Here is a 20,227-nt window from a genome sequence, read left to right as displayed (position 1 = left end):
CGATGCTAATTGCGTTTTTTTTCAGCCTACGAAAGCAAGGCTTAAAGGTCAGTATTACCGAGCTGCTCGATTTACTCAATGCGCTTAAGCAACAAGTGGTATTTGCCGATATTGATGGCTTTTATCAGCTTTCTCGCTTGTGCTTAGTTAAAGATGAAACCCAATACGATAAGTTTGACCGCGCTTTTGCTGAATATTTTTCCGGTGTGGCTCAAGTGGATATTGCTGCTAGCATTCCACCAGAATGGCTAGTGCCCAGTATCCTTAAACAGCTCACGGACGAAGATAAAGCTAAGCTCCAAGCGCTAGGTGGCTTAGATAAACTACTAGAGCAGTTTAAGCAACGCTTAGCCGAGCAGCAAAAAAAGCATACTGGCGGTAACAAATGGATAGGCACAGGCGGTACCTCTGCTTTTGGCGCTTATGGCTATAACCCAGAAGGCATTCGCATTGGCCAGCAAGGTAGTGGTGCCAGGCGGGCGGTTAAAGTATGGGACAAGCGCGAGTTTAAAGATTTAGATACCGATTCCGAGCTTAATAATCGCAGTATAAAATTAGCCTTAAAGCAATTACGCAAGTTTGCCCGAACCGGGGCTGAAAATGAGTTAGATTTAGCCACGACCATTCAAGCAACTTCGGCTCAAGGCGGGTGGTTAGATCTTCATTTTATGCGTGAGCGGCACAATGCCATTAAGTTATTGGTATTATTTGATGTCGGTGGCTCAATGGATGATCATATCCAGCAGTGCCAGCAATTATTTTCGGCAGTAAAATCGGAGTTTAAACATTTAGCGTTTTTCTATTTTCATAACTGCGTGTATGAAGCGGTATGGCATGATAATAAGCGTCGTCATAGCGAACAGATGAATATCAACGATATTATTCATACCTTTGGCAGTGACTATAAATTAATTATTGTTGGCGATGCCACCATGGGACCTTATGAGATTGAATATCCAGGCGGCAGTGTCGAGCATTGGAACGCAGAGCCGGGCAAAGTCTGGATGCAGCGGTTATTAAGTCATTACCCCAAGGCGGTATGGCTTAACCCGCAACCAGAGCCTTATTGGCCGCATTATCACTCAATCGGCATTATGCATAATCTTATGCAGCAAAGAATGTATCCCTTAACCTTAAGTGGTATTAATCAGGCGATTAAAACCTTGTTAACCTAGCTCAAGTTAGCTTGGTTTAAGTCTAGGCTGATTAGCGTAACGGTATGCTAGTCAGCCAAATTTAATCAGCAATACTTTATTAGTAATAACTAATATGCAGCAAGGACTTAAACACTTGCTTTGATAGGTATGCTCAGTACAAACGTTATTTTATCCTGTTGTAAATGAGCTTCTAGTTTGGCGTCTATAGCTTTAGCAAAGGTAGCGGCAATACTTAAACCTAAACCATAATTACCGCTGGCACTGCGGGCGGGATCTTTTTGCCATAAAGGCTCGAATAATTGGCTTAAATCGGCTTGGTTTAGCGCATTTGCACAGGTATTGCTTATTTGCACTTGTAGTGTCGTGGGCTCGATTACTTGCAAGGTTAATACTATAGGGCTGTTGGCACGGCTATGGGTTAGCGCATTACTGATTAAATTAGTTAAAATTGATTCTACTGCCGCTAAATTTGAGATGACTGCGGGCAACGAATCTTGCGGTGTAAACTGGATAGTACTAGTAGGCGTTTGACTAATAATTTTTTGTATTATCTGGTTAAGATCAAATACATTATTTTTTGCCAGCTTAGTGTGTTGATACTTATGCAAGAGTAAAATATTCGCGACTATCTCGTTCAGCCGTTTACTTATTTTCAGTACTTCAGGTACATAGTCAGGCATTAATTCATTATCTGGAAATTTTTGCACCACTTCAGATAAGTTAATTAGTTCTGCTATAGGGGTTCTTAATTCGTGGGCAATATCTGAGGCTAAGCGTTTTTCCCGTAAATATAAACTTCTATTTTCACTAATAAAACTATTTAAGCTAGCCTTAATAGCCATTAATTCTTGCACCGGTTCATCAAGCATAATCGGCTGACTTTCGTTGGTTAAACTCAGAGCATTTATTTGCTCATTTAGTTTTTCTAACGGCGAAAGACCATGCTCTACGGCTTTGCGTACAAATAAGCGAATAAAAATAATGACACTGATAGTGGTAACAATAAATACAATATCAATAAGCCATAACACAAAGTTAATGCTTTCTGCTGAGGTAGCATAAGCTAATAATATAGACGGCGGCGGGTATAAGCTGTTTTCTGCGGTTTGCTCTTGAATAGAAACCTGAGGGATAAACCGGGTATAAATAATTCGACCGGCTCTGCCATCAGGTAAGGTTGCTTCTATTATGGTCGATTTGCCAACGGCGATATCTGTAAAGGGTAGGGTTACCGTAGCAAATAGATCTAAACTAGCTGAGCGTTTAAATATATTATCATTTAGCCAAAGTTGAAAATATTCAGGCTCTGCATTGCCATTAAACTCGGGCAAAAATTGGCTAGAAAAGTTGAAATTAACTTGTTGATCCTCAACAGTTGCTAAGGTCATTAACATGCCAGCTTTGGCATGTAGTGCTCGGTTAAATTGATTGTCTATCCAGCTGTCCACTGCAAGGTCAATGGCAATTAAAATAATCAGTACTACGCCCGTTATGGTTAACGACAACGTACGCACTAACTTACGGCGAATAGATATCATAGTGTTTAGAGCGCCGATTTAACAAAGTAACCAAAACCACGTTTGGTCTGGATCGGTAATTCATAACCCGCAGCCCGCACTTTTTTACGCGCTGAAGATAAATGGGCTTCTATGGCGTTTTTTGATACTGCATCATACTGACCATTTAGATAAGTACTTAGCTTTTCCGCTGTAATCACTTTATTTTGATTGCTAAATAAACATTCAATAATTTTGAATTCATTTGGGGTTAAATCAATGCTGATAGCACCGGCCGTTAAGGTTTTTAATTGTAAATTAAGCGCTAAGGCATCTAAAGCGATAATGTCATCACTGGCGGTTAGTGTGCCTCTTCGCATTAAACACAGCAACCTGGCATGCAATTCATCAAATGAAAATGGTTTAGTTAAGTAATCATCCGCGCCAGATAATAAGCCCAGCACCCGGTCATCTGGTTGTACTTTGGCCGAGAGCAATAACACCCTAATATCTTTGTTCTGCTGACGTAAAGTTTTTAACAAACTTAAGCCATCTAAGCTTGGCAGCATAATATCTAATATCATTAAGTCATACTCGCCCATAAGCGCCATGCTTAACCCTTCTGAGCCATCACCGGTTTCATCAACGGTAAAACCTAGATTCTCTAGGCCCACTTTAAGACTGCGCCGTAATGAAACTGAGTCTTCAATGAGCAGCAAATTCATCCATTAATACCTTGTTTTACCCTGTTAGCAGCCAGTTTAGATTAATAAGCTTAAGATTAGCTTTAGCATAGCTGAATTTATGACGATAAGGGCAAGAATTCAGTTAACCCTAAGCCTATCTTAAGTTTGCATGTTTACGTTAGAAGCATATTTGTTCAGTTGGATTTACTTATGCGCGCGTTAAGCGGTTACTTTAGCCAGTTTAAGCTAGTAATAGTGTTTTTTTTCACCTTATTAGCTATTTTTTTAGTCAGCCGTCTTGGTTTAGCTATGTGGCAATTTGAACGCATTCCTTCAGAGCAGCTTAGTCTGTTATTTCTGGGCGGCTTAAGAGTAGATTTAAGCACAGCAGCCTATTTAAGCTTACCTCTGAGTTTATTGGTTTATATCGCTGACTGGGTATATTTACCGTTTAAGCCTTATTTACAGAAGTTTAATCGAGGCTATGCCATTGTTGCTATAACCCTTATCGTGTTGGTTGAGGCGGCAACGCCAGCTTTTATTAACCAATATGATGTTAGACCTAATCGGTTATTTATTGAATATATTGCATACCCGCAAGAAGTGTTTTCTATGTTGTTAAATGGTCATATTGCCACCTTAGTCATAGCGTTATTATGCTGTGCAATAACGGTTTTTTTGCTGCTGCGCTTTTTTCCTAAACCCGAATTTAAAACTGCAATTAAAGCGGAACCTAAATATAATGTTAACAAAGCACCACGCCTGTTTTTCGTCAGTAATATCAGTCTATTGCTTGTTATTTTTGTATTGTTTTTAGCTGCCCGCGGCACCGTTGGCCATCGGCCATTAAATCCAGCGTTAGTGTATTTCTCGCAAGATACCTTAGTAAATTCATTAGTGCTAAATTCGACCTATAGTGTTGCCTTCGCGGTTAAAAATATGGCCGATGAAAAGAGTGCGGTCAGTTTGTATGGCGAAATGCCCAAGCAGCAGATTATCGATTTAGTCCGCCAAGCCAGTTATCGCAGCCAGTTTGACGATGAAGCGTTGCCTACATTGGCAATTAATCCGCCCTACAATACACAAAAACGTAAAAACTTAGTGATCATACTGGAAGAAAGTTTGGGCGCGCGTTTTGTCGGTAAATTACAAGGTACGGCGATAACACCCGAGTTAGATAAGTTATATGAACAAGGCTGGGGCTTTACTAATTTATATGCTACAGGTACGCGATCAGTGCGCGGTATTGAAGCGGTGATTACTGGCTTTTTACCATCACCTTCGCGCTCGGTGGTTAAGTTGGCTAAATCACAGCAGCAGTTTTTTACCTTAGCTGATGTGCTGGCGTCAGAGGGCTATCAAACCCAATTTATTTATGGTGGTGAAAGTCACTTTGATAATATGAAAAGCTTTTTTCTCGGTAATGGTTTTAGCGATATTGTTGATTTTAAAGATATCAAACAACCAAAATTTGTTGCATCTTGGGGGGCTAGTGATGAGGATTTATTTAATCAGGCCGATCAAGAGCTACTACAATTACAACAAAAACAACAACCGTTTTTTAGTTTGATTTTCAGTTCAAGCAATCATGATCCTTTTGAAATTCCGCTGTATACATCGAGCCTGCCGCAGAATCATGTATCAGATAATATTAAGCGGGATAGGGCAATTAACTATGCAGATTATGCATTAGGTCAATTTATTGCCAAAGCCAAAACCCAACCTTATTGGCAAGACACTATCTTTTTAATTGTTGCCGATCATGATGTGCGGGTTTATGGCTCTGAACCCGTACCGGTTAAATCATTTCATATCCCTGCGGTTATTCTTAATTCAGACTTTGATCATACCTTTGACTCAAGGCTAGCTAGTCAAATTGACTTGCCAGTCACGTTATTATCCTTAATTGGTAGCCAAGCTGCGACACCCATGACGGGGCTAGATTTAACTAAGAAATACCCACAACAGCGCGCCATGATGCAGTATTACGATAACTTTGCCTATATTGAAAACGATCAAGTGGTTATTTTAATGCCCGGTGGCAAAGTCAGTTATGGCCAATATGATGTCAACAGTAAAGCGCAAACCGCGCTACCTGCCAGTACCGAGCCGTCCTTGTTAAAAGATAAAGCCTTAGCCCATGTTTTATTTAGTTCTATGGCGTATCAACAACAGTTATATAGACGGCAAGTCGAGCCGAAAATACAGTCAACAGTACCATCAACTGAACCGTCAACAGTATCATCAACAGTGCAACTAGCTAAACAATCAGTTGCGCTATTAACAGAGCCAGTTACTGTGCAAGGAGCAGTGCAACCGATAGTGCAAGAATAAAGCTAAGGGTCAGTTTGACTTCAGCACACCTAAAGTTTCAGCGAGTAAATTTAATATCTAACATTTTGAATTGAAAACTATAGGTAGTTGGAGAATTATTTTGCTTAATCAGATGATTAAAATACTGGATAAACTGACGCCAAAATCCTACGCTGGCATAGTGTTGGTAACTGCCGCCTATATCACCTTAGTATTTAACAGTCTTTTTTTATATAAAACCTATGTAGCGGCAGTGTCTACCGGACACTGGGATGGCTTGTTTTTACTATCAGTACCGCTGTTATTATTTATGCTTAGCTGTATATTTTTAACTTGGTTTTCATTAATTAGTTTTATCAAGCCACTTGCTATTCTCAGTGTACTTATTTCAGCTGTGGTGTTTTATGCCGTGGTCAATTACGGAGTTATCTTTGATAAAGATATGCTGCGTAATATGGTTGAAACCGATACTGGAGAAGCATTCAGTTATCTTAACCTTTCGTTGTTACTTTATGTGGTGCTATTAGGGCTACTGCCGGCGCTAATATTGCTGCGAACTAAATTTACTCAGTCCTTTGGCGCTAGATTAAAAAGCTTTTTAGTCATTAACCTAGTCTGCATTACGGCCAGCGCCGCTATTATGGGCGCTTTTTATGAAGATTATGTGTCTATCGGCCGCAATAATCGTCAACTTACCAGTTATATCACGCCATTTGCTTTTTATACGGCCAGCTATAAATTTGTACGCGATAAATACTTTTTACCGCCGTTACCGTTTCAACTGTTGGATAATGCACCAAGTTTATTAACACCGGAACAAGGATCGCTAACGGTATTAATTGTCGGTGAAACCGCTCGGGCTAAAAACTTTTCTCTAGGCAGTTATACTAAACCAACCAATCTGTATACCCCTGAATTGGGTGTTAAGTTTTTCTCAGACGTGAGCGCTTGTGGCACAGCAACGGCGATATCGGTGCCTTGTATGTTTTCGCGCTTAAACCGGCAGCAATTTAAGCAACGCTTGGCGCAAAGCCAAGAGAACGCCTTAGATATTATTCATCGTGCGGGAGTTGATGTACTTTGGCTGGACAATAATAGTAGCTGTAAAGGCGTCTGTGCCCGGGTAGAAAATGTTAATATTGCCACCAGCAGTAGTCAGCCATTATGCGATGGTCAGTTTTGTTATGATGAAATTTTAGTCCAGCAATTAGTGGAGCGGCTAGCCCAACAGCCAGACCAGCAGCAAACTCAGCATGAAAATAAGCAGAAAAATAAGCCCGCTAGCAATCGTTTAATTGTTTTGCATATGATTGGCTCACATGGCCCCACTTATTATCGGCGTTATCCGCCAAGCCAACGCCGTTTTACTCCAGATTGTGCCCGCAGTGATATCCAAAACTGTACCGAGGCCGAATTAGCCAATAGTTACGACAATACCATTAGCTACACTGATTATATTTTAAGTCGGGTGATTAAGGTATTACAACAGCAAACCGCAGAGAACCTAACCCTGTTATATGTTTCTGATCATGGTGAATCCTTGGGTGAAAATGGCTTATATTTACATGGCTTTCCTTATAGCCTAGCGCCAAAAGAACAAACTCAAGTGCCGTTGATATATTGGAGTAATCAACTGGCTAATCAAAATTATAATGATTGTGTTAATCAACAATTAGCTAAGCCATTATCACATGACAATATTTTTGATACCTTGTTGGGCATAACTCATGTTGCCACTAAGTTATATCAGCCTGAGTTGGATATATTTACCCCTTGTAAACAGTTGCAAAAAGTAGGGCAGGTAATAGCGCAATCCAACTAAGCTAAGCCTTTAGAGTAAACATAAAAGTGATCACAGTATTCATCATAGTATTAATAATAATTAAGGGTATTTAATGCATTTTCAACCCAGTAATAAACCCGTTGGTGTCAGCCGAATTTACTTAGCGTTTAAAAATTCATCACGGGCTTTTCATTGGCTAATAAAAAATGAAGCGGCTTTTAGACAAGAATTAATTTTATTGCTGTTTAACGTAGTGTTAATTAGCGTTTGGCAGATTACTGTTTATGAAAAGTTGCTACTGCTGTGTGCAGTGCTGTTTTTACTTTTTGCCGAAGTGGTTAATACCGCCATTGAGGTGACGATAGATAGAATTGGCTACGAAATAAACCCGCTATCCGGACTGGCGAAAGATCTTGGCTCTGCCGCGGTATTCATCGCCACGCTTATTTATGGTTGTGTGCTGGCCGCAATATTGTATATGAATGTCTAAGCATCAATAAAAAAGGCTGCACTAATGTGTATTAGGCAGCCTTTTGCAATGGGCGTTAAGCTAATTATTTATTAGCAACATCAGCTATAACCCCAGTTTCGTTGGCATCGCTGGTGCTTGGCTATGATCTGCTGGCGGATTAGCTTTTAATTGTTGCAAAGTATGCTCAATGGCTCGCTCTAACTGCACATCTATACCTTTATTCACCGCTATTGGGTCTAGTTCGACTTCAATATCCGGTGCGACACCTTCATTTTCTACGCGCCATTCGCCATCTGGGGTATAAAAGCGGAAGAAGGGCACGACATGGAAACCGCCATCAATCATGCTTGGGTTAGCTGAAATACCTATTAAACCACCCCAAGTACGGGTACCAATGGTTTTTCCTAACTGTAAGCGTTTAAAAGCCCAGGGTAAAAAGTCGCCGCCTGAGCCGGCGTCTTGGTCGATAAGCATGGTTTTAGGGCCATAAATACCACCACCTGGAGTAGTGAAACCCAAACCATCCCGATCCTTCCAGCCGGATAAAAACGGTCGACTTAGAATGTCAGTAATATAGTTAGCAGCTTGGCCACCGCCGTTTTTGCGCTCATCAATTATTAATGCAGGTTTATCAACTTGGGCAAAAAACATGCGGTTAAAGTAATAAAAACCACCATCAGCAGTATTAGGCAAGTAGACATAAGCTAACTGTCCGTTAGATTTTTTAGCTACAAGCTGTCTATTTTGCTCTACCCAATGCCAAAGTCGTAACTGGCTTTCGTTGGCTACTGGCTCAACCGTGATATTGCGACTGTTTTTACCTTTACTGTTATCGGCAAGGGTTAACACTACTTGTTTACCTACGGTATTTTCTAGCAACTGATAGATATTCTGCTCAGCAAATAAGTCTTTGCCGTTTATGGCCAATAAGTATTCACCGGCTTTAGCCGCGGCACCGGGTACGGCTAAGGGCGCTTGTAAAAACGGTGCCCAACGATCGCCTTGATAGACAGTACTGAACTGATAGCGGTTATTGTTTATTACAAAGTCAGCACCCAACAAACCAACTTGGCTAGCGCTTTCTTTATGCACGTCACCACCACCAATCCGGTTATGGCCAACTTGTAATTCGGCAATCATCGCCACAAGCACATCATTTAAATCTTCTCGACGTTGCACATGGGCTAACATCGGTTGATATTTATCGTAAATAGCTTGCCAGTTAATACCGTGCATGTTCGCATCGTAAAAATAATCTTGCTGCATGCGCCAAGCATCATTAAAAATTTGCTGCCATTCTTTAGCAGGGTTAATAAAGCTTTTTACATCGGCCAAGCTAATCGCTTCAGGCTTGAGCTTTTCCACCGCATCAGCAATTTTTAGCGTATTGCTACCTGAAAGTAGTAATAACTTTTTACCATCAGCACTTAAACTAAATGACGATAATTTGTCTTGAACTTTTTTACTGGCTTTTTCTTTAAAATCAAAGCGATATAAGCTGGCGTTATTGTTATCTCTGGCTTGCGGTAACTCATTACTGCTACCTGGCTGGCTGTGTTGTAAGTAAAATAATGCGCCGTCATCGGCAACCGCTAAGCTGTCGTAGTTACGTTCAGCAATAGGTAGAGCAATAATACGATCGGCTAAGCCGTCCATATCTATAATAACGGCTTTAACCACCTTGCTTTTGTCAGTTTTAGCTTTATCCGTATCAGAAGTGCTCACTTTAGGCTCATCACCGGCTTTGGGTAATAGCGGCGATTTTCCTTCTGCGGCTAACACTGCAACATAAATACCTTGCCGAATAGGCCGTTCACGAGTAGATAAATCTAAGCCAACTTGCGATGGTCCGGTATTAACTGAACCGGTAAAATATAAATAATCTTGAGTAAACACAGGATCATCAACATGGCTCATACCATCTGTTATCAGCGTACTTTTATTATTGCTAAAGTCGAATAGTTTAATTTGGCTAAAGTAATTTTCGCTGGCGACGGTATAAGCTAAGTAACGGCTATCGGGCGAAAAGCTCACTTTAAAATTAGCTCTACGCATTGAGGTATCAAGTTTTTGCACTTTTTTTAGTTTTAAATCAAAAGCAAATAGATTTAAATGATTGTCTTGATAAATAATGCGATTGGCATCGGGTGACCAACTAATTAAGTTTAAATAACCGCTATTTTTCAAATCATAACGATTGCCATCTTGCAGACCATCTTGGCTGCGAATGACTAATTGGTGTTTATTGTCTTGGTCAGAAATATACGCAACTTGGCTGCCATCTGGGCTCCAAATGCCGGAGAATTCACGCACACCAGAAGTTTGGGTTAGGTTGCGAGTAGAACCTGCATCAACAGGTACGGTAAAAATATCGCCCCGAGCACTAACAATAACCCGCTGCCCGGTACTGGATAATTGGGCAGAAGTTAGGGTTTGGCTTGCGTCTTTCCATTGTGGCCGACGCTGTACAGATTGGCTGTTTATGGTGATAGGGATTTGCTGGCTTTGGCCATTACTCAGGTTTAGCTGATACAAATAACCGCCAGCGGCATAGACAATATCGCTGCCATAACCGGCTGCTGCTTCAATATCCCAATCTGTAAGTTGAGTCAGTTGGCTAACATTTTTGGCTGAATAACTAAATAAGTTTACGGCTTTATTATCCCGATCAGATAAAAAATATACCGTGTCATCTAGCCAAAATGGATTAAATTCATTGGCATTTGGATGCGGGATTTTTTCCAGCTGTTGCTTTTCTAAGTCAATAATCCAAACCGGCGGCGTACTACCGCCACGATGTAAACGCCAACCACTGGTGCCGCTATACGCCATATTGTTGGGGCGATAAGCCAGCTTTTTGCCATCTTTAGACCATTTACCTTCAAAGGCTACGGCAGGCATCACTTTTTGTTCATAGCCGCCCGTTAGGGCAACTTCAAATAATTGATTGCTGCGGCTATTAGCAATTTCGCGGTTAGAAGCAAACAATACTTTTTTACCATCAGGGCTCCAGCCGTTTACTGTATCGGCAGATGGGTGCCAAGTTAAGCGCGTTGCTGCGCCGCCGCTAGTAGGCATAACATAGACATCGGTATTGTTGTCATAGCTGGCAGAAAAAGCGATCCATTTGCCGTCTGGTGAAAAGTGCGGCGCAAACTCGCTAGCAGGATGAGTGGTTAATTGGCGTGGGTTGTGACCATTACGGTCGGCTAGCCAAATATCACCACCATAAACAAAGGTCAGTTTGTCGGCGGAAATATCGGGTTGGCGTAATAGGCGGCTGCCTTCAGCGGCCGTTATGCCAGTGGATGCGAGCAAAGCAACCAAACATAAATATCGAGGTGAAAACATGTTAAGTCCTTGTGTTAATAGTACTTACTAATGGTAAAAAAAGCATAAATTGAGCGGAGGTTTTAGTAATGGTAGTAATCATAGCATTTAATACTGTAAAAAAGTGATTGTGATTTTAGCCTAAAACAAGCCGCTTAAAACCGTAAAACCTGTGCTAAAGTAGCGCGATAATAACTTTCTTTGTATAAGCTTAGGCATTAAAACGTCGGTAAACATTATGGCAAATAATAACAAAAAAACTTTTTTAGGCCCTGCGGTGCTGGTTACAGCCGCTTTTATAGGCCCTGGCACAGTAGTTACGGCTTCTTTAGCCGGTGCGGATTTTGGTTATGCCTTGGTATGGGCGTTGGTCTTTTCAGTGTGTGCCACTATGATTTTACAAGAAATGGCCGCTAGGTTAGGTATTGTCACGGGTAAAGGCTTAGGTGAAAACTTACGCAGCCTAGTACAGCATCCATTATTACGTTGGCCATTACTGCTATTAGTAACAGCCGCAATTGTTATCGGTAACAGCGCCTATCAAGGCGGCAATATTACTGGTGCTTCTATGGGGGCAGAAACAATTTGGGGTCAAAGTGCTTGGCTGCAAAGCTGGTCGAATTTCACTACGCTTAATCCGTGGGCACTTATATTAGGCTTTATAGCCGCGTCGGTTCTATGGTTTGGTAAATATAAGGTGATTGAGCGTTGCTTGATAGTCTTAGTGTTATTAATGAGCTTAGCGTTTATTAGCACGATGATTTTAACTAAACCGGATATTTTAGGCTTATTACAAGGCGCATTTATACCGAGCATACCTACTGGTGCAACCTTAACCGTAGCGGCTTTAATTGGTACTAGCGTGGTGCCTTACTCATTGTTTTTACATGCAGCGAGTTCAGCCCAAAAATGGCCAAAAGGGCAGGTTGATGTCGCGGAGTCTTTAACCGATGCCCGTCGCGATATCGTAGTAGCCATTCCTCTAGGAGGGCTTATTTCTATTGCTATAGTGTCTACTGCTGCTGCAGCGTTTTTTGGCCAAACGCAACAATTAGAAAATGTTAGTCAACTGGCCGTGGCCCTAGAGCCATTATTTGGCAAAGCAGCAACATGGGGCTTATCGTTAGGGTTATTAGCGTCTGGGTTGTCTTCAGCTATCACAGCACCATTAGCGGCAGCTTATGCCATGGCAGGTATATTAGGTAAACCATTAGATTTAAAGCAGCCAGTATTTCGTGCCACTTGGTTACTGATTATTATTAGTGGTGTTATTTTTGCGTCGTTAGGCATTAAACCAGTATCTGTTATTTGGTTTGCTCAAGTCGCCAATGGCATTTTATTACCGCTAATTTGTTTATGTTTATTACTAGCAATGAATCACACTATTTTAGGTCAATATAAAAATAATCGTTGGCAAAATATATTGGGCTCAATCGTGTTGCTGATCAGTGTTATCTTAAGCGTTCGTAGTTTGGGTTTAGCGTTTAATTTGATTTAAGCCTAAAACCCAGCTGGATATAATAACAAAATTGAATAAATTGCAGATAGTTAGCACGTTTTAGCTGTAACTACCGCTATAATAACCACGAAGAGTAGCATGACATTGGTTATGCTGGTGGGAGTATAAATGACGACCTTTGAATATGTTTTATTAATGTTATTGCTGGTAGCTTGCAGTGCATTTTTTTCTATCTCAGAAATTGCTTTAGCAGCCGCGCGTAAAATCCGGCTTCGCTTTATGGCCAGTGACGGCAATGTGAATGCCGAAAAAGTATTAGCCTTACAAGAACAGCCCGGCAACTTTTTTACTATCGTGCAAATTGGTTTAAATGCGGTGGCTATTTTAGGCGGTATCTTAGGTGAAGCTGCTTTTACTCCGTATTTCACCCACTTATTAGCTATATTCTTTACCGGCACCTGGATCCCATCCGCGGCTTTTATTTTGTCGGTATTTTTTATTACTTCGTTATTTATCTTATTTGCCGATTTAATGCCAAAACGGTTGGCCATGATTGCCCCTGAGTATATCGCGGTGCGAGTGGTTAAACCGATGCTGTTTTTAATTATGCTGTTAAAGCCTTTAGTGTGGTTTTTTAACGGTTTAGCCAATGTGATTTTCAGCTTGTTTAACGTGCCTACTATGCGCAAAGATGATATTACACCCGATGATATTATCGCCATGATGGAAGCAGGCGCTCAAGCCGGTGTGCTGCAACAACATGAACATCAGCTGTTAGAAAATGTATTTGATATGGAGTCGCGCACTGTCACCTCGGCCATGACCGCTCGCGAAAGTTTAGTGTTTTTTATGAAAAATGAATCACTAGAAGACATTAAAGACAAAATTGCCCAACATCCACATGCCAAGTTTTTAGTTTGCGACCAAGTGCTGGACCATGTAGTAGGTTATGTCGATGCCCGTGACATTTTAATGCAAGTGTTACATCAACAACCTATTTCGTTAAGTAAAGAAGGCATAGTCCGCACAGCGCTTATTATTCCCGATACCTTGTCGTTATATGAAGTGCTAGAGCACTTTAAATCTGCTGGTGTCGACTTCGCCGTTATTATGAATGAATACGCCTTAGTGGTGGGTATTATCACCCTTAAGGATGTGATGAGCATTGTCATGGGCGAGTTAGTAAACTCAGAAGAAGATCAAATTGTCGCCCGCGATAGCAGTTCATGGTTAGTAGAGGGCTTAACGCCGCTGGAAGATGTTATGCGCGTTCTATCGATTGACCGCTTTCCAAATCAAGAAAACTACGAAACTATCGCCGGTTTTATGATGTATACCTTGCGCAAAATACCTAAGCGCACCGACTTTGTTATCCATGAAGGTTATAAGTTTGAAGTGGTGGATATAGATAGCTATAAAATTGACCAGCTGTTAGTAACTAAAATTGGCTCAGAGCCATTAGATATCAGCGCTTCAGTCTAAAATTTTCAAGGGGTCAGAGTCGTTGAAATCGATTTTAGGTTTCAAGTACTCTGACCCCTTGAAAAGCTGGGTGTGGAAGTTCAAGGTTAGTGCTTAGGTATCAGTTGGTTATGTCGTAATTGCTTAAACAACACTAATGCTAGGCCTAGGCTGCGCAGGGCCATAAAGCCGCATAAGGCTAACCATAAAGCGTGGTTTTGCCAGTCTTGAAATAGTAAAAACAGCGCGGCAAAACCAATTAAGGCGATTAGCATAGTGTTACGCAGGGTTTTGCCTTGAGTGGCGCCAATAAACACGCCATCTAGCAAGTAAGCCCAACTAGCCACTAAGGGCAGTAAAATCATCCAGCCAACATAGTTTTCGGCTTCGGCTTGCACTTCGGGTATTGAGGTTAGTAAGTTTACAAAAGCCTGACCCGCTACCGCATAGCCAACACTAAATAATAGCGATAACATTAAACACCAGCAGCTTAAGACGATTAAACTATCGGTAAATTGGTGGCTATTGCGCTGGGCTTTAGCTTGGCCAATGGCTTGGCCGGTAATGCTTTCTGCGGCATAGGCTAGGCCATCTAAGGCATATGACACTAACATTAAAAAACTCAGTAATACTGCATTGGCCGCGACGGTATTATCGCCATAAGCGGCACCTTGAAAGGCAATAAAGATGAACACCGCTTGTAAGCATAAGCTGCGTAAAAAGATGTCTCTATTTAGTGCGAAAAGTTGTTTAAATTTGGCGTATTGTAATGAGCTAAGCCAATGCTGCTGAAAATAACTGACGATACTGGCGCGCAGTGGGCTGCGATAGATAAAGCTTAGCGCTAACGCTAAGCCAGCATAATCGGCAATAACTGATGCGGCGGCAATACCGGGCACATTCCAATGCAAATACACCACAAACACAATATCTAAAATAATATTTATGCTGTTGCTAAAAATCAGCATCCACATGGGATAACGGGCATTTTGTTGGCCTAAAAACCAACCCATTAATACCAAGTTGGTTAATAATGCTGGCGCACTCCAAATCCGCACCTGAAAGTAGCTAACAGCTTGTTCTGTTATGGCTTGGCTGGCATCGCTAAGGTAAAACAGCATGCTTAACGGGTATTGCAGTAACAATAAAACGGCTGCGATGCATAAAGCGACAGTAATGCCTTGGCTAAGGCAGTTAAGTTGGCCCTCGGTATTATTAGCGCCATAAGCTTGGGCGGTTAAGCCGGTGGTACTCATGCGTAAAAAGCTAAGCAAAAAGAATAATAAGCTAATAACACTACTACCTAGGGCAATGCCGCCTAAGTACTTAGCATCATCAAGATGCCCGGCTACAGCAGTATCCACTAAGCCCAGAAGCGGCACACATAAATTAGACAACACCATAGGCAAAGCAATGGCACCAATCTTTTTTTGTTGTGATAAATTAAAAAAACGTGAAAACATTAATAATTTTAGCCTTATTTAATAAAAGCTTATTGCGGCAATTAACCATAATTGGCTTAGCTCGTTTTTACTAGGATCAAATTAGATAACTCACATTTAGCTAATAGGAGTTAGCTAGGCTTAATATAAATAGGCTAAATTGAATTAGAAATAGTTAGCTGCAATAAAGTATCTAAACAGGAACCGGCAATAGGTTCTGTTGCCCCTAGGGTTAAATCGTCGAGCACGATATTGTGCAAACTAATACGGCACAGTTCGATAACGTTCACCCCTTGGCTTTTACACATATAGCGTATTTGTCGATGTAAGCCTTGGGTGAGGGTAATAATAAATTCGTCATCCGTCAGTTGTCGCAGTTGGCACGGTCGAGAAGTGTAACGATTGTTACCTAGCTGCCAACTAACGCCTTGCTGTAGGTTACAGATAAATTGTGTAGTAATAGTGCTGTCTACTTTAACTCGATAAGATTTCTGATGATAAAAGTCAGGATGAATTAAGCGTTGGCATAATAAGCCATCATTGGTTAATAGTAATAAGCCGCTGGAATCTTTATCTAAGCGACCGACCGCAAATACTCGTTGCGGCAAAGGCTGTAAAATATGATACAAACTAGCCGCATCGTCGGCTTTGATATTACAGTCAACGCCAACCGGTTTGTGATATTTATAATACACTCGGGCGGGAGTAATTTGCAGCGGTTGCTGATTAATCATTATCTGATCAGTAGCAGTCACTAAATCGGTATGCTTAGCGGGCAGACCATTAACGCTAACATTACCGGTAGTAATTAAGCGCTCTGCGTTACGGCGCGAACAATAACCATTAGCGGCAATCCATTTTGCTAAGCGTTGTGGGTGTTGGTTCAAAATAGATTCTCGTTTAACAAACTGGGCATTCTCTTATTATTATGGATAACATCGCTACAAAATGAGTAAATGGGCTTATTAGCAGATAGTGAGTATATAACAGCTATAGGGTGTTTTCATTTTCGCCCGTCCAGGGTTGCGATGGTTAGTTTAGGGTAAAACCGCTCCTCAATAATTCATCTTAGTCAGTTCACAGTCCAAACTAATTAATCGTAACTAATAACGATTAACTCATTAATCGGCATTGTTATCGTTTTTGTCATAAATACTTCATCATTATCCGGCATACTGAGCCCAGTTTCATCTCTTCCTGATTTTATTTAAATGGATTTACTTCAACACAACTTGTGTGACGGGAGCTTGGCTCCCGTTTTTTTTTCTGTCAACACCAAGCTGGCCATATCAACTTAGCTATACTGCCTCATTATGCTAGCCTAATATGCTTTATTGCCGTTAAAAACCAGCTTGAGATAATGAGTATCATGTCAGACTTTATAACCGATAATAGTGAAGATTTAGCCCAGCAGGCTAAACAAAAAATTGCTGAGTTTAATGCCTTATACTGGGATGCAACATTACGCCAACCTATAGGTTTAAAACGACTTAACCCAGAAGGCGAATTAACTGCTGTGTTAACCGGTCGTACTTTTGGTAATTGGTTTTATCTAGAATCTTTTTGGTTAGCTGAGCATTGTCGAGGCCAGGGCACGGGTAAAGCCATGCTATTAAAGGCAGAGCAAATAGCCCGAGAACGCGGCTGTCGCTATGTATTACTGGATACGCTTAATTTTCAAGCCAAGCCATTTTATCAACGGCTTGGCTATCAGGTTTGCTGGACCCAAGCAGATTATCCGTTTGCTGGTGGAGCAAAATACTTTATGCAAAAAACACTTTAGTTTAAGTCTAAAACGCTGTCTGCCCAAGCCGGATCGCCATCATTTGCAGCAGGGTTAATATTTAAAATCTTACACATTAAATTATACAATTGAATATTGATAAAGCTGGGTATGGTGCTGCCAGCTTTAAAGGCGGGGCCGTGGCCAATAAAGATTGCCTGCATATCAGCTGCAGCATTGTCATAACCGTGGTTACCGGTCACTTCACCCTTACGTGTTTGCCATCTTGCTTGGTGCTGTTGTTTTATTAAGCGCCAGCCTGAGTCTGGGATCACTAATAAGGGGGCGATACGCTGACTATCTTTATACTGCCAGCGCGCAGGTAGCTCAGACTTTTTATATACGGTTGCTTGTGCAGGTAACTGTTGTTTTAATTGCTGATATAAGCTTTCGGTTTTGCCCGGTTTTGGAAAGATAGAGACAATTTCTGAAGTTAATAAGGCTTGTTCTATATCGGCAAAATTAATAAAATTATCGATTACAATCGAGTTTTCTGCCGGCACTTCAGCCATACCGTGATCAGAGGTGATCATCAAGTTAACTTGATCATATAAACCACGTTGTTTTAAACCGCTAATTAAATGCGCTATGGCATTATCAACATCGAGAATGGCGCTGGCCACTTCGGCTGAATTGGGACCGTATCTATGGCCAGCATCATCCACACTGCTAAAATATAAAGTAATAAAATTAGGTCGTTGTTGTAGCGGTAAATCTAACCATTGCAGAACGCTATCTACCCGTTCAATATTTTCTATTTTACCATCATACACTTGCCAATAACTTGGCCGAGTCTGCTTTATTGCGGCTTCTGAACCAGGATAAAAATAGGTGGCGGCTTTAACACCTTGTAATTCAGCAGTCACCCAAATAGGTTCACCTAACCACCAACGCGGATTAGTTACCTCTTCTGGCTTATTCATTTTAAATACGCTTTGAAACTCAGGATCATAAACTGAGTTTTCGACAATGCCATGCTTGGCAGGGTAAAGACCGGTAGCAATGCTGTAATGATTAGGAAAGGTTTTGCTGGGAAATACCGGTTGCATGCTATCGGCGATTAAACCACTTTCAGCTAATGCTTTTAAGGTTGGCGCTGGGTACTGATCTAAATATTTAGCGGCAAAACCATCTAAAGAAATCAGAATAATACTGTTTTGCTCCGCTTTTAGCGGTGAAACCAGTAAAAGTAGGCATAAAAGAAGCAGGTTTTTCATTGTGGCTAACACCTAATTGCAGTCATCTATTAATGGTATGAGCCTATTGTACCTGTTAATTCTGAAGGAAAAATGACAAACACGATAAATGGTGGCTAGGGTGCCATCATTGTTATTTTGTTTGATGACGATAACAGACTGCACCTTTGTAATAAGTTGTAACTATCTGTTTCCATTAGTAATTGGCTATGTTCTTTCTGCAGCTAAATTCATACCCTGTATTGATTTTATTTCAATTAGGATAAGTTGTATGAAAATAGTACCTTATATGAAAGTCGCAAATTATTTACGTTTAATCGCCGTGACGGCAATGTTTACCTTAGTCGGTTGTGGTGGCAGTAGCAGTAGTGACAAAGTGAGTGACAGTTATGTCCAGTTTTATCATGCCGCCCCCAATGCGGCCAATACCAGCCTAAAAGTAGGTGATACCTTAATCGGTAATGCGACCTTTGCTGATGTCAGTAGCCTTACTGCAGTAGCCGCAGATAGCTATACTATTAGCTTTGATGAAACTTTAGGTGAGCAACAACTATTAACCGAACAGGCCCGTTTTGTTGCCGGTGAAAAAACCTTATTTATCATGACAGAAACTGAACAGCAGTATGATTACTTGAGCTTAAGCTTTAAACGAGATGATAGTTTAGATAAAGCGTTTAATGTGTATTTTGTTAATTTATCGCAACAGCCAGAATTAGATATTTATATGTCTGCTGAAAATGAAACCTTTGCTGAAGCAGAATTAATAGAAGCGCTCAGTGCTAAAGCAATTAGTAGTATGGTGTCTAAAGCGACCGGTAAATATAATTTATACTTAACGGCTGCTGGCCATACTACACCGCTATTTGTAAGCAAAGGTTTAAATATGGCTTATACCAGTAGTTATGTCATTATATTACGAGACCAACACGGGCCTATTGCTAATCAATTAGTGGCCGATGTTATTTTAAACTCTTCAACTGTTGCTAGCTTTAAACACCTAGATGCGAATGCTCAATTTCGCTTATATAACAGCTTAGAACAGGCGGTACAGTTAGCCGTTGATAACCAGCCAGTGCTTAGCTTACAGCCAGGCGAAAATAGTGGTTATCAAATGACTCATAAAGGCGATTACAGCTTAAATATTAGTACTGCTGATAATCAATCCTTGCTAACGGGTGGGTTATTAAGTTTAGCGGCAGGTGATAGTAAAGCGGTATTGCTGTATAGCAATGCTAATCAGCAAGCCCAAATTATGGCGCTAGCAGAAGCGACGAAACCCCAGTTACAAAGCCATGATATAAATGTAGTGAATTTAGTGACTGATATAGAACGGTTGCAGTTCTACTTTGTACGCCAAGATGAAACTATTGCCGATGCCCGATATGCAGTTAAAAACTTAGCTTTTGAAAAACAACAAAGTTTAGTGTTACCTAAAGATAGTTACGATATCGCTTTGGTACATATTGCTGAAAATGGTAGTGCTATTTTATTAGATAGACTATTCAGCCAGCAGTTAATGCCAAGTAAGCACTATATGCTATTAGCAGAACAAGATGCTGCTGCGCCATCAGGTTATAAACTGACGTTAGTTAAGTAGAATTCAGGTTAAGCTGATAAATCTAGTCAGCTAAAAATTAAATGTTATAGAT

The 20,227-nt window shown here is 40.9% G+C and carries 14 protein-coding genes; 8 read left to right on the top strand and 6 right to left on the bottom strand.

The features are described 5' to 3' along the window. The first annotated feature begins 2 nt into the window (after positions 1–2). Positions 3–1,175, top strand: a complete 1,173-nt coding sequence (locus BI198_RS10310; protein ID WP_070049484.1) for a vWA domain-containing protein — start codon at positions 3–5, stop codon at positions 1,173–1,175. 107 nt (positions 1,176–1,282) lie between these two features. Here BI198_RS10310 and BI198_RS10305 read toward each other — a convergent pair whose 3' ends face one another. Continuing rightward, on the bottom strand, positions 1,283–2,695 hold the full coding sequence (locus tag BI198_RS10305; protein WP_070049483.1) for a sensor histidine kinase: 1,413 nt from the start codon (positions 2,693–2,695) through the stop codon (positions 1,283–1,285). 5 nt (positions 2,696–2,700) lie between these two features. Next, positions 2,701–3,378 (bottom strand): response regulator transcription factor, encoded by a 678-nt coding sequence (locus BI198_RS10300; RefSeq protein WP_070049482.1) that lies wholly within the window; start codon positions 3,376–3,378, stop codon positions 2,701–2,703. Between the two features lie 171 nt (positions 3,379–3,549). Here BI198_RS10300 and BI198_RS10295 point away from each other — a divergent pair, with 171 nt between their 5' ends. The 3 genes from BI198_RS10295 to BI198_RS10285 all read left to right on the top strand — a co-directional run bounded on the left by BI198_RS10295 (position 3,550) and on the right by BI198_RS10285 (position 7,925). Next, positions 3,550–5,673 (top strand): LTA synthase family protein, encoded by a 2,124-nt coding sequence (locus tag BI198_RS10295; protein WP_070049481.1) that lies wholly within the window; start codon positions 3,550–3,552, stop codon positions 5,671–5,673. A 100-nt stretch (positions 5,674–5,773) separates the two neighbouring features. Continuing rightward, positions 5,774–7,474 carry a phosphoethanolamine transferase gene (locus BI198_RS10290; protein ID WP_201243474.1) on the top strand — a complete coding sequence of 567 codons (1,701 nt, stop codon included), beginning with the start codon at positions 5,774–5,776 and terminating at the stop codon, positions 7,472–7,474. 73 nt (positions 7,475–7,547) lie between these two features. Next, on the top strand, positions 7,548–7,925 hold the full coding sequence (locus BI198_RS10285; protein ID WP_070049479.1) for a diacylglycerol kinase: 378 nt from the start codon (positions 7,548–7,550) through the stop codon (positions 7,923–7,925). A gap of 84 nt (positions 7,926–8,009) precedes the next feature. Here the strand turns inward: BI198_RS10285 and BI198_RS10280 are convergent, their stop codons facing one another. After that, the gene (locus BI198_RS10280; RefSeq protein ID WP_070049478.1) at positions 8,010–11,258 is read right to left on the bottom strand and encodes a S41 family peptidase; all 3,249 of its coding nucleotides are present in this window, start codon (positions 11,256–11,258) and stop codon (positions 8,010–8,012) included. 217 nt (positions 11,259–11,475) lie between these two features. Here BI198_RS10280 and BI198_RS10275 point away from each other — a divergent pair, with 217 nt between their 5' ends. After that, positions 11,476–12,735 carry an Nramp family divalent metal transporter gene (locus BI198_RS10275; RefSeq protein WP_070049477.1) on the top strand — a complete coding sequence of 420 codons (1,260 nt, stop codon included), beginning with the start codon at positions 11,476–11,478 and terminating at the stop codon, positions 12,733–12,735. A gap of 129 nt (positions 12,736–12,864) precedes the next feature. Continuing rightward, a complete protein-coding gene (locus tag BI198_RS10270) occupies positions 12,865–14,178 on the top strand; it encodes a hemolysin family protein (protein WP_070049476.1) in 1,314 nt (437 codons plus the stop codon). An 86-nt stretch (positions 14,179–14,264) separates the two neighbouring features. On the opposite strand, the gene dinF is transcribed toward BI198_RS10270, so the two are convergent. Together dinF and BI198_RS10260 are read right to left on the bottom strand one after the other, a co-directional pair. Further along, complete coding sequence (gene dinF, locus BI198_RS10265) at positions 14,265–15,620, bottom strand: MATE family efflux transporter DinF (protein ID WP_070049475.1); 1,356 nt, start codon at positions 15,618–15,620, stop codon at positions 14,265–14,267. Between the two features lie 134 nt (positions 15,621–15,754). After that, complete coding sequence (locus BI198_RS10260) at positions 15,755–16,486, bottom strand: pseudouridine synthase (RefSeq protein ID WP_235605305.1); 732 nt, start codon at positions 16,484–16,486, stop codon at positions 15,755–15,757. 482 nt (positions 16,487–16,968) lie between these two features. Between BI198_RS10260 and BI198_RS10255 the strand changes: the two genes are divergently transcribed. Further along, entirely contained in the window at positions 16,969–17,382 is a 414-nt protein-coding gene (locus tag BI198_RS10255) for a GNAT family N-acetyltransferase (protein ID WP_083256681.1), read from the top strand. Here BI198_RS10255 and BI198_RS10250 read toward each other — a convergent pair. Then, complete coding sequence (locus tag BI198_RS10250; protein WP_070049472.1) at positions 17,379–18,599, bottom strand: alkaline phosphatase family protein; 1,221 nt, start codon at positions 18,597–18,599, stop codon at positions 17,379–17,381. The genes BI198_RS10255 and BI198_RS10250 overlap by 4 nt on opposite strands. 250 nt (positions 18,600–18,849) lie before the next feature. Here BI198_RS10250 and BI198_RS10245 point away from each other — a divergent pair, with 250 nt between their 5' ends. Continuing rightward, a complete protein-coding gene (locus BI198_RS10245; protein ID WP_235605304.1) occupies positions 18,850–20,175 on the top strand; it encodes a DUF4397 domain-containing protein in 1,326 nt (441 codons plus the stop codon). Positions 20,176–20,227: the final 52 nt, after the last annotated feature.

Origin of the sequence: Rheinheimera salexigens, assembly GCF_001752395.1 — a bacterium.
GTDB classification, from domain to species: domain Bacteria; phylum Pseudomonadota; class Gammaproteobacteria; order Enterobacterales; family Alteromonadaceae; genus Alishewanella; species Alishewanella salexigens.
The sequence above is the reverse complement of the archived record's forward strand: the minus strand, read 5'-3'. Positions and strand labels throughout refer to the sequence as shown.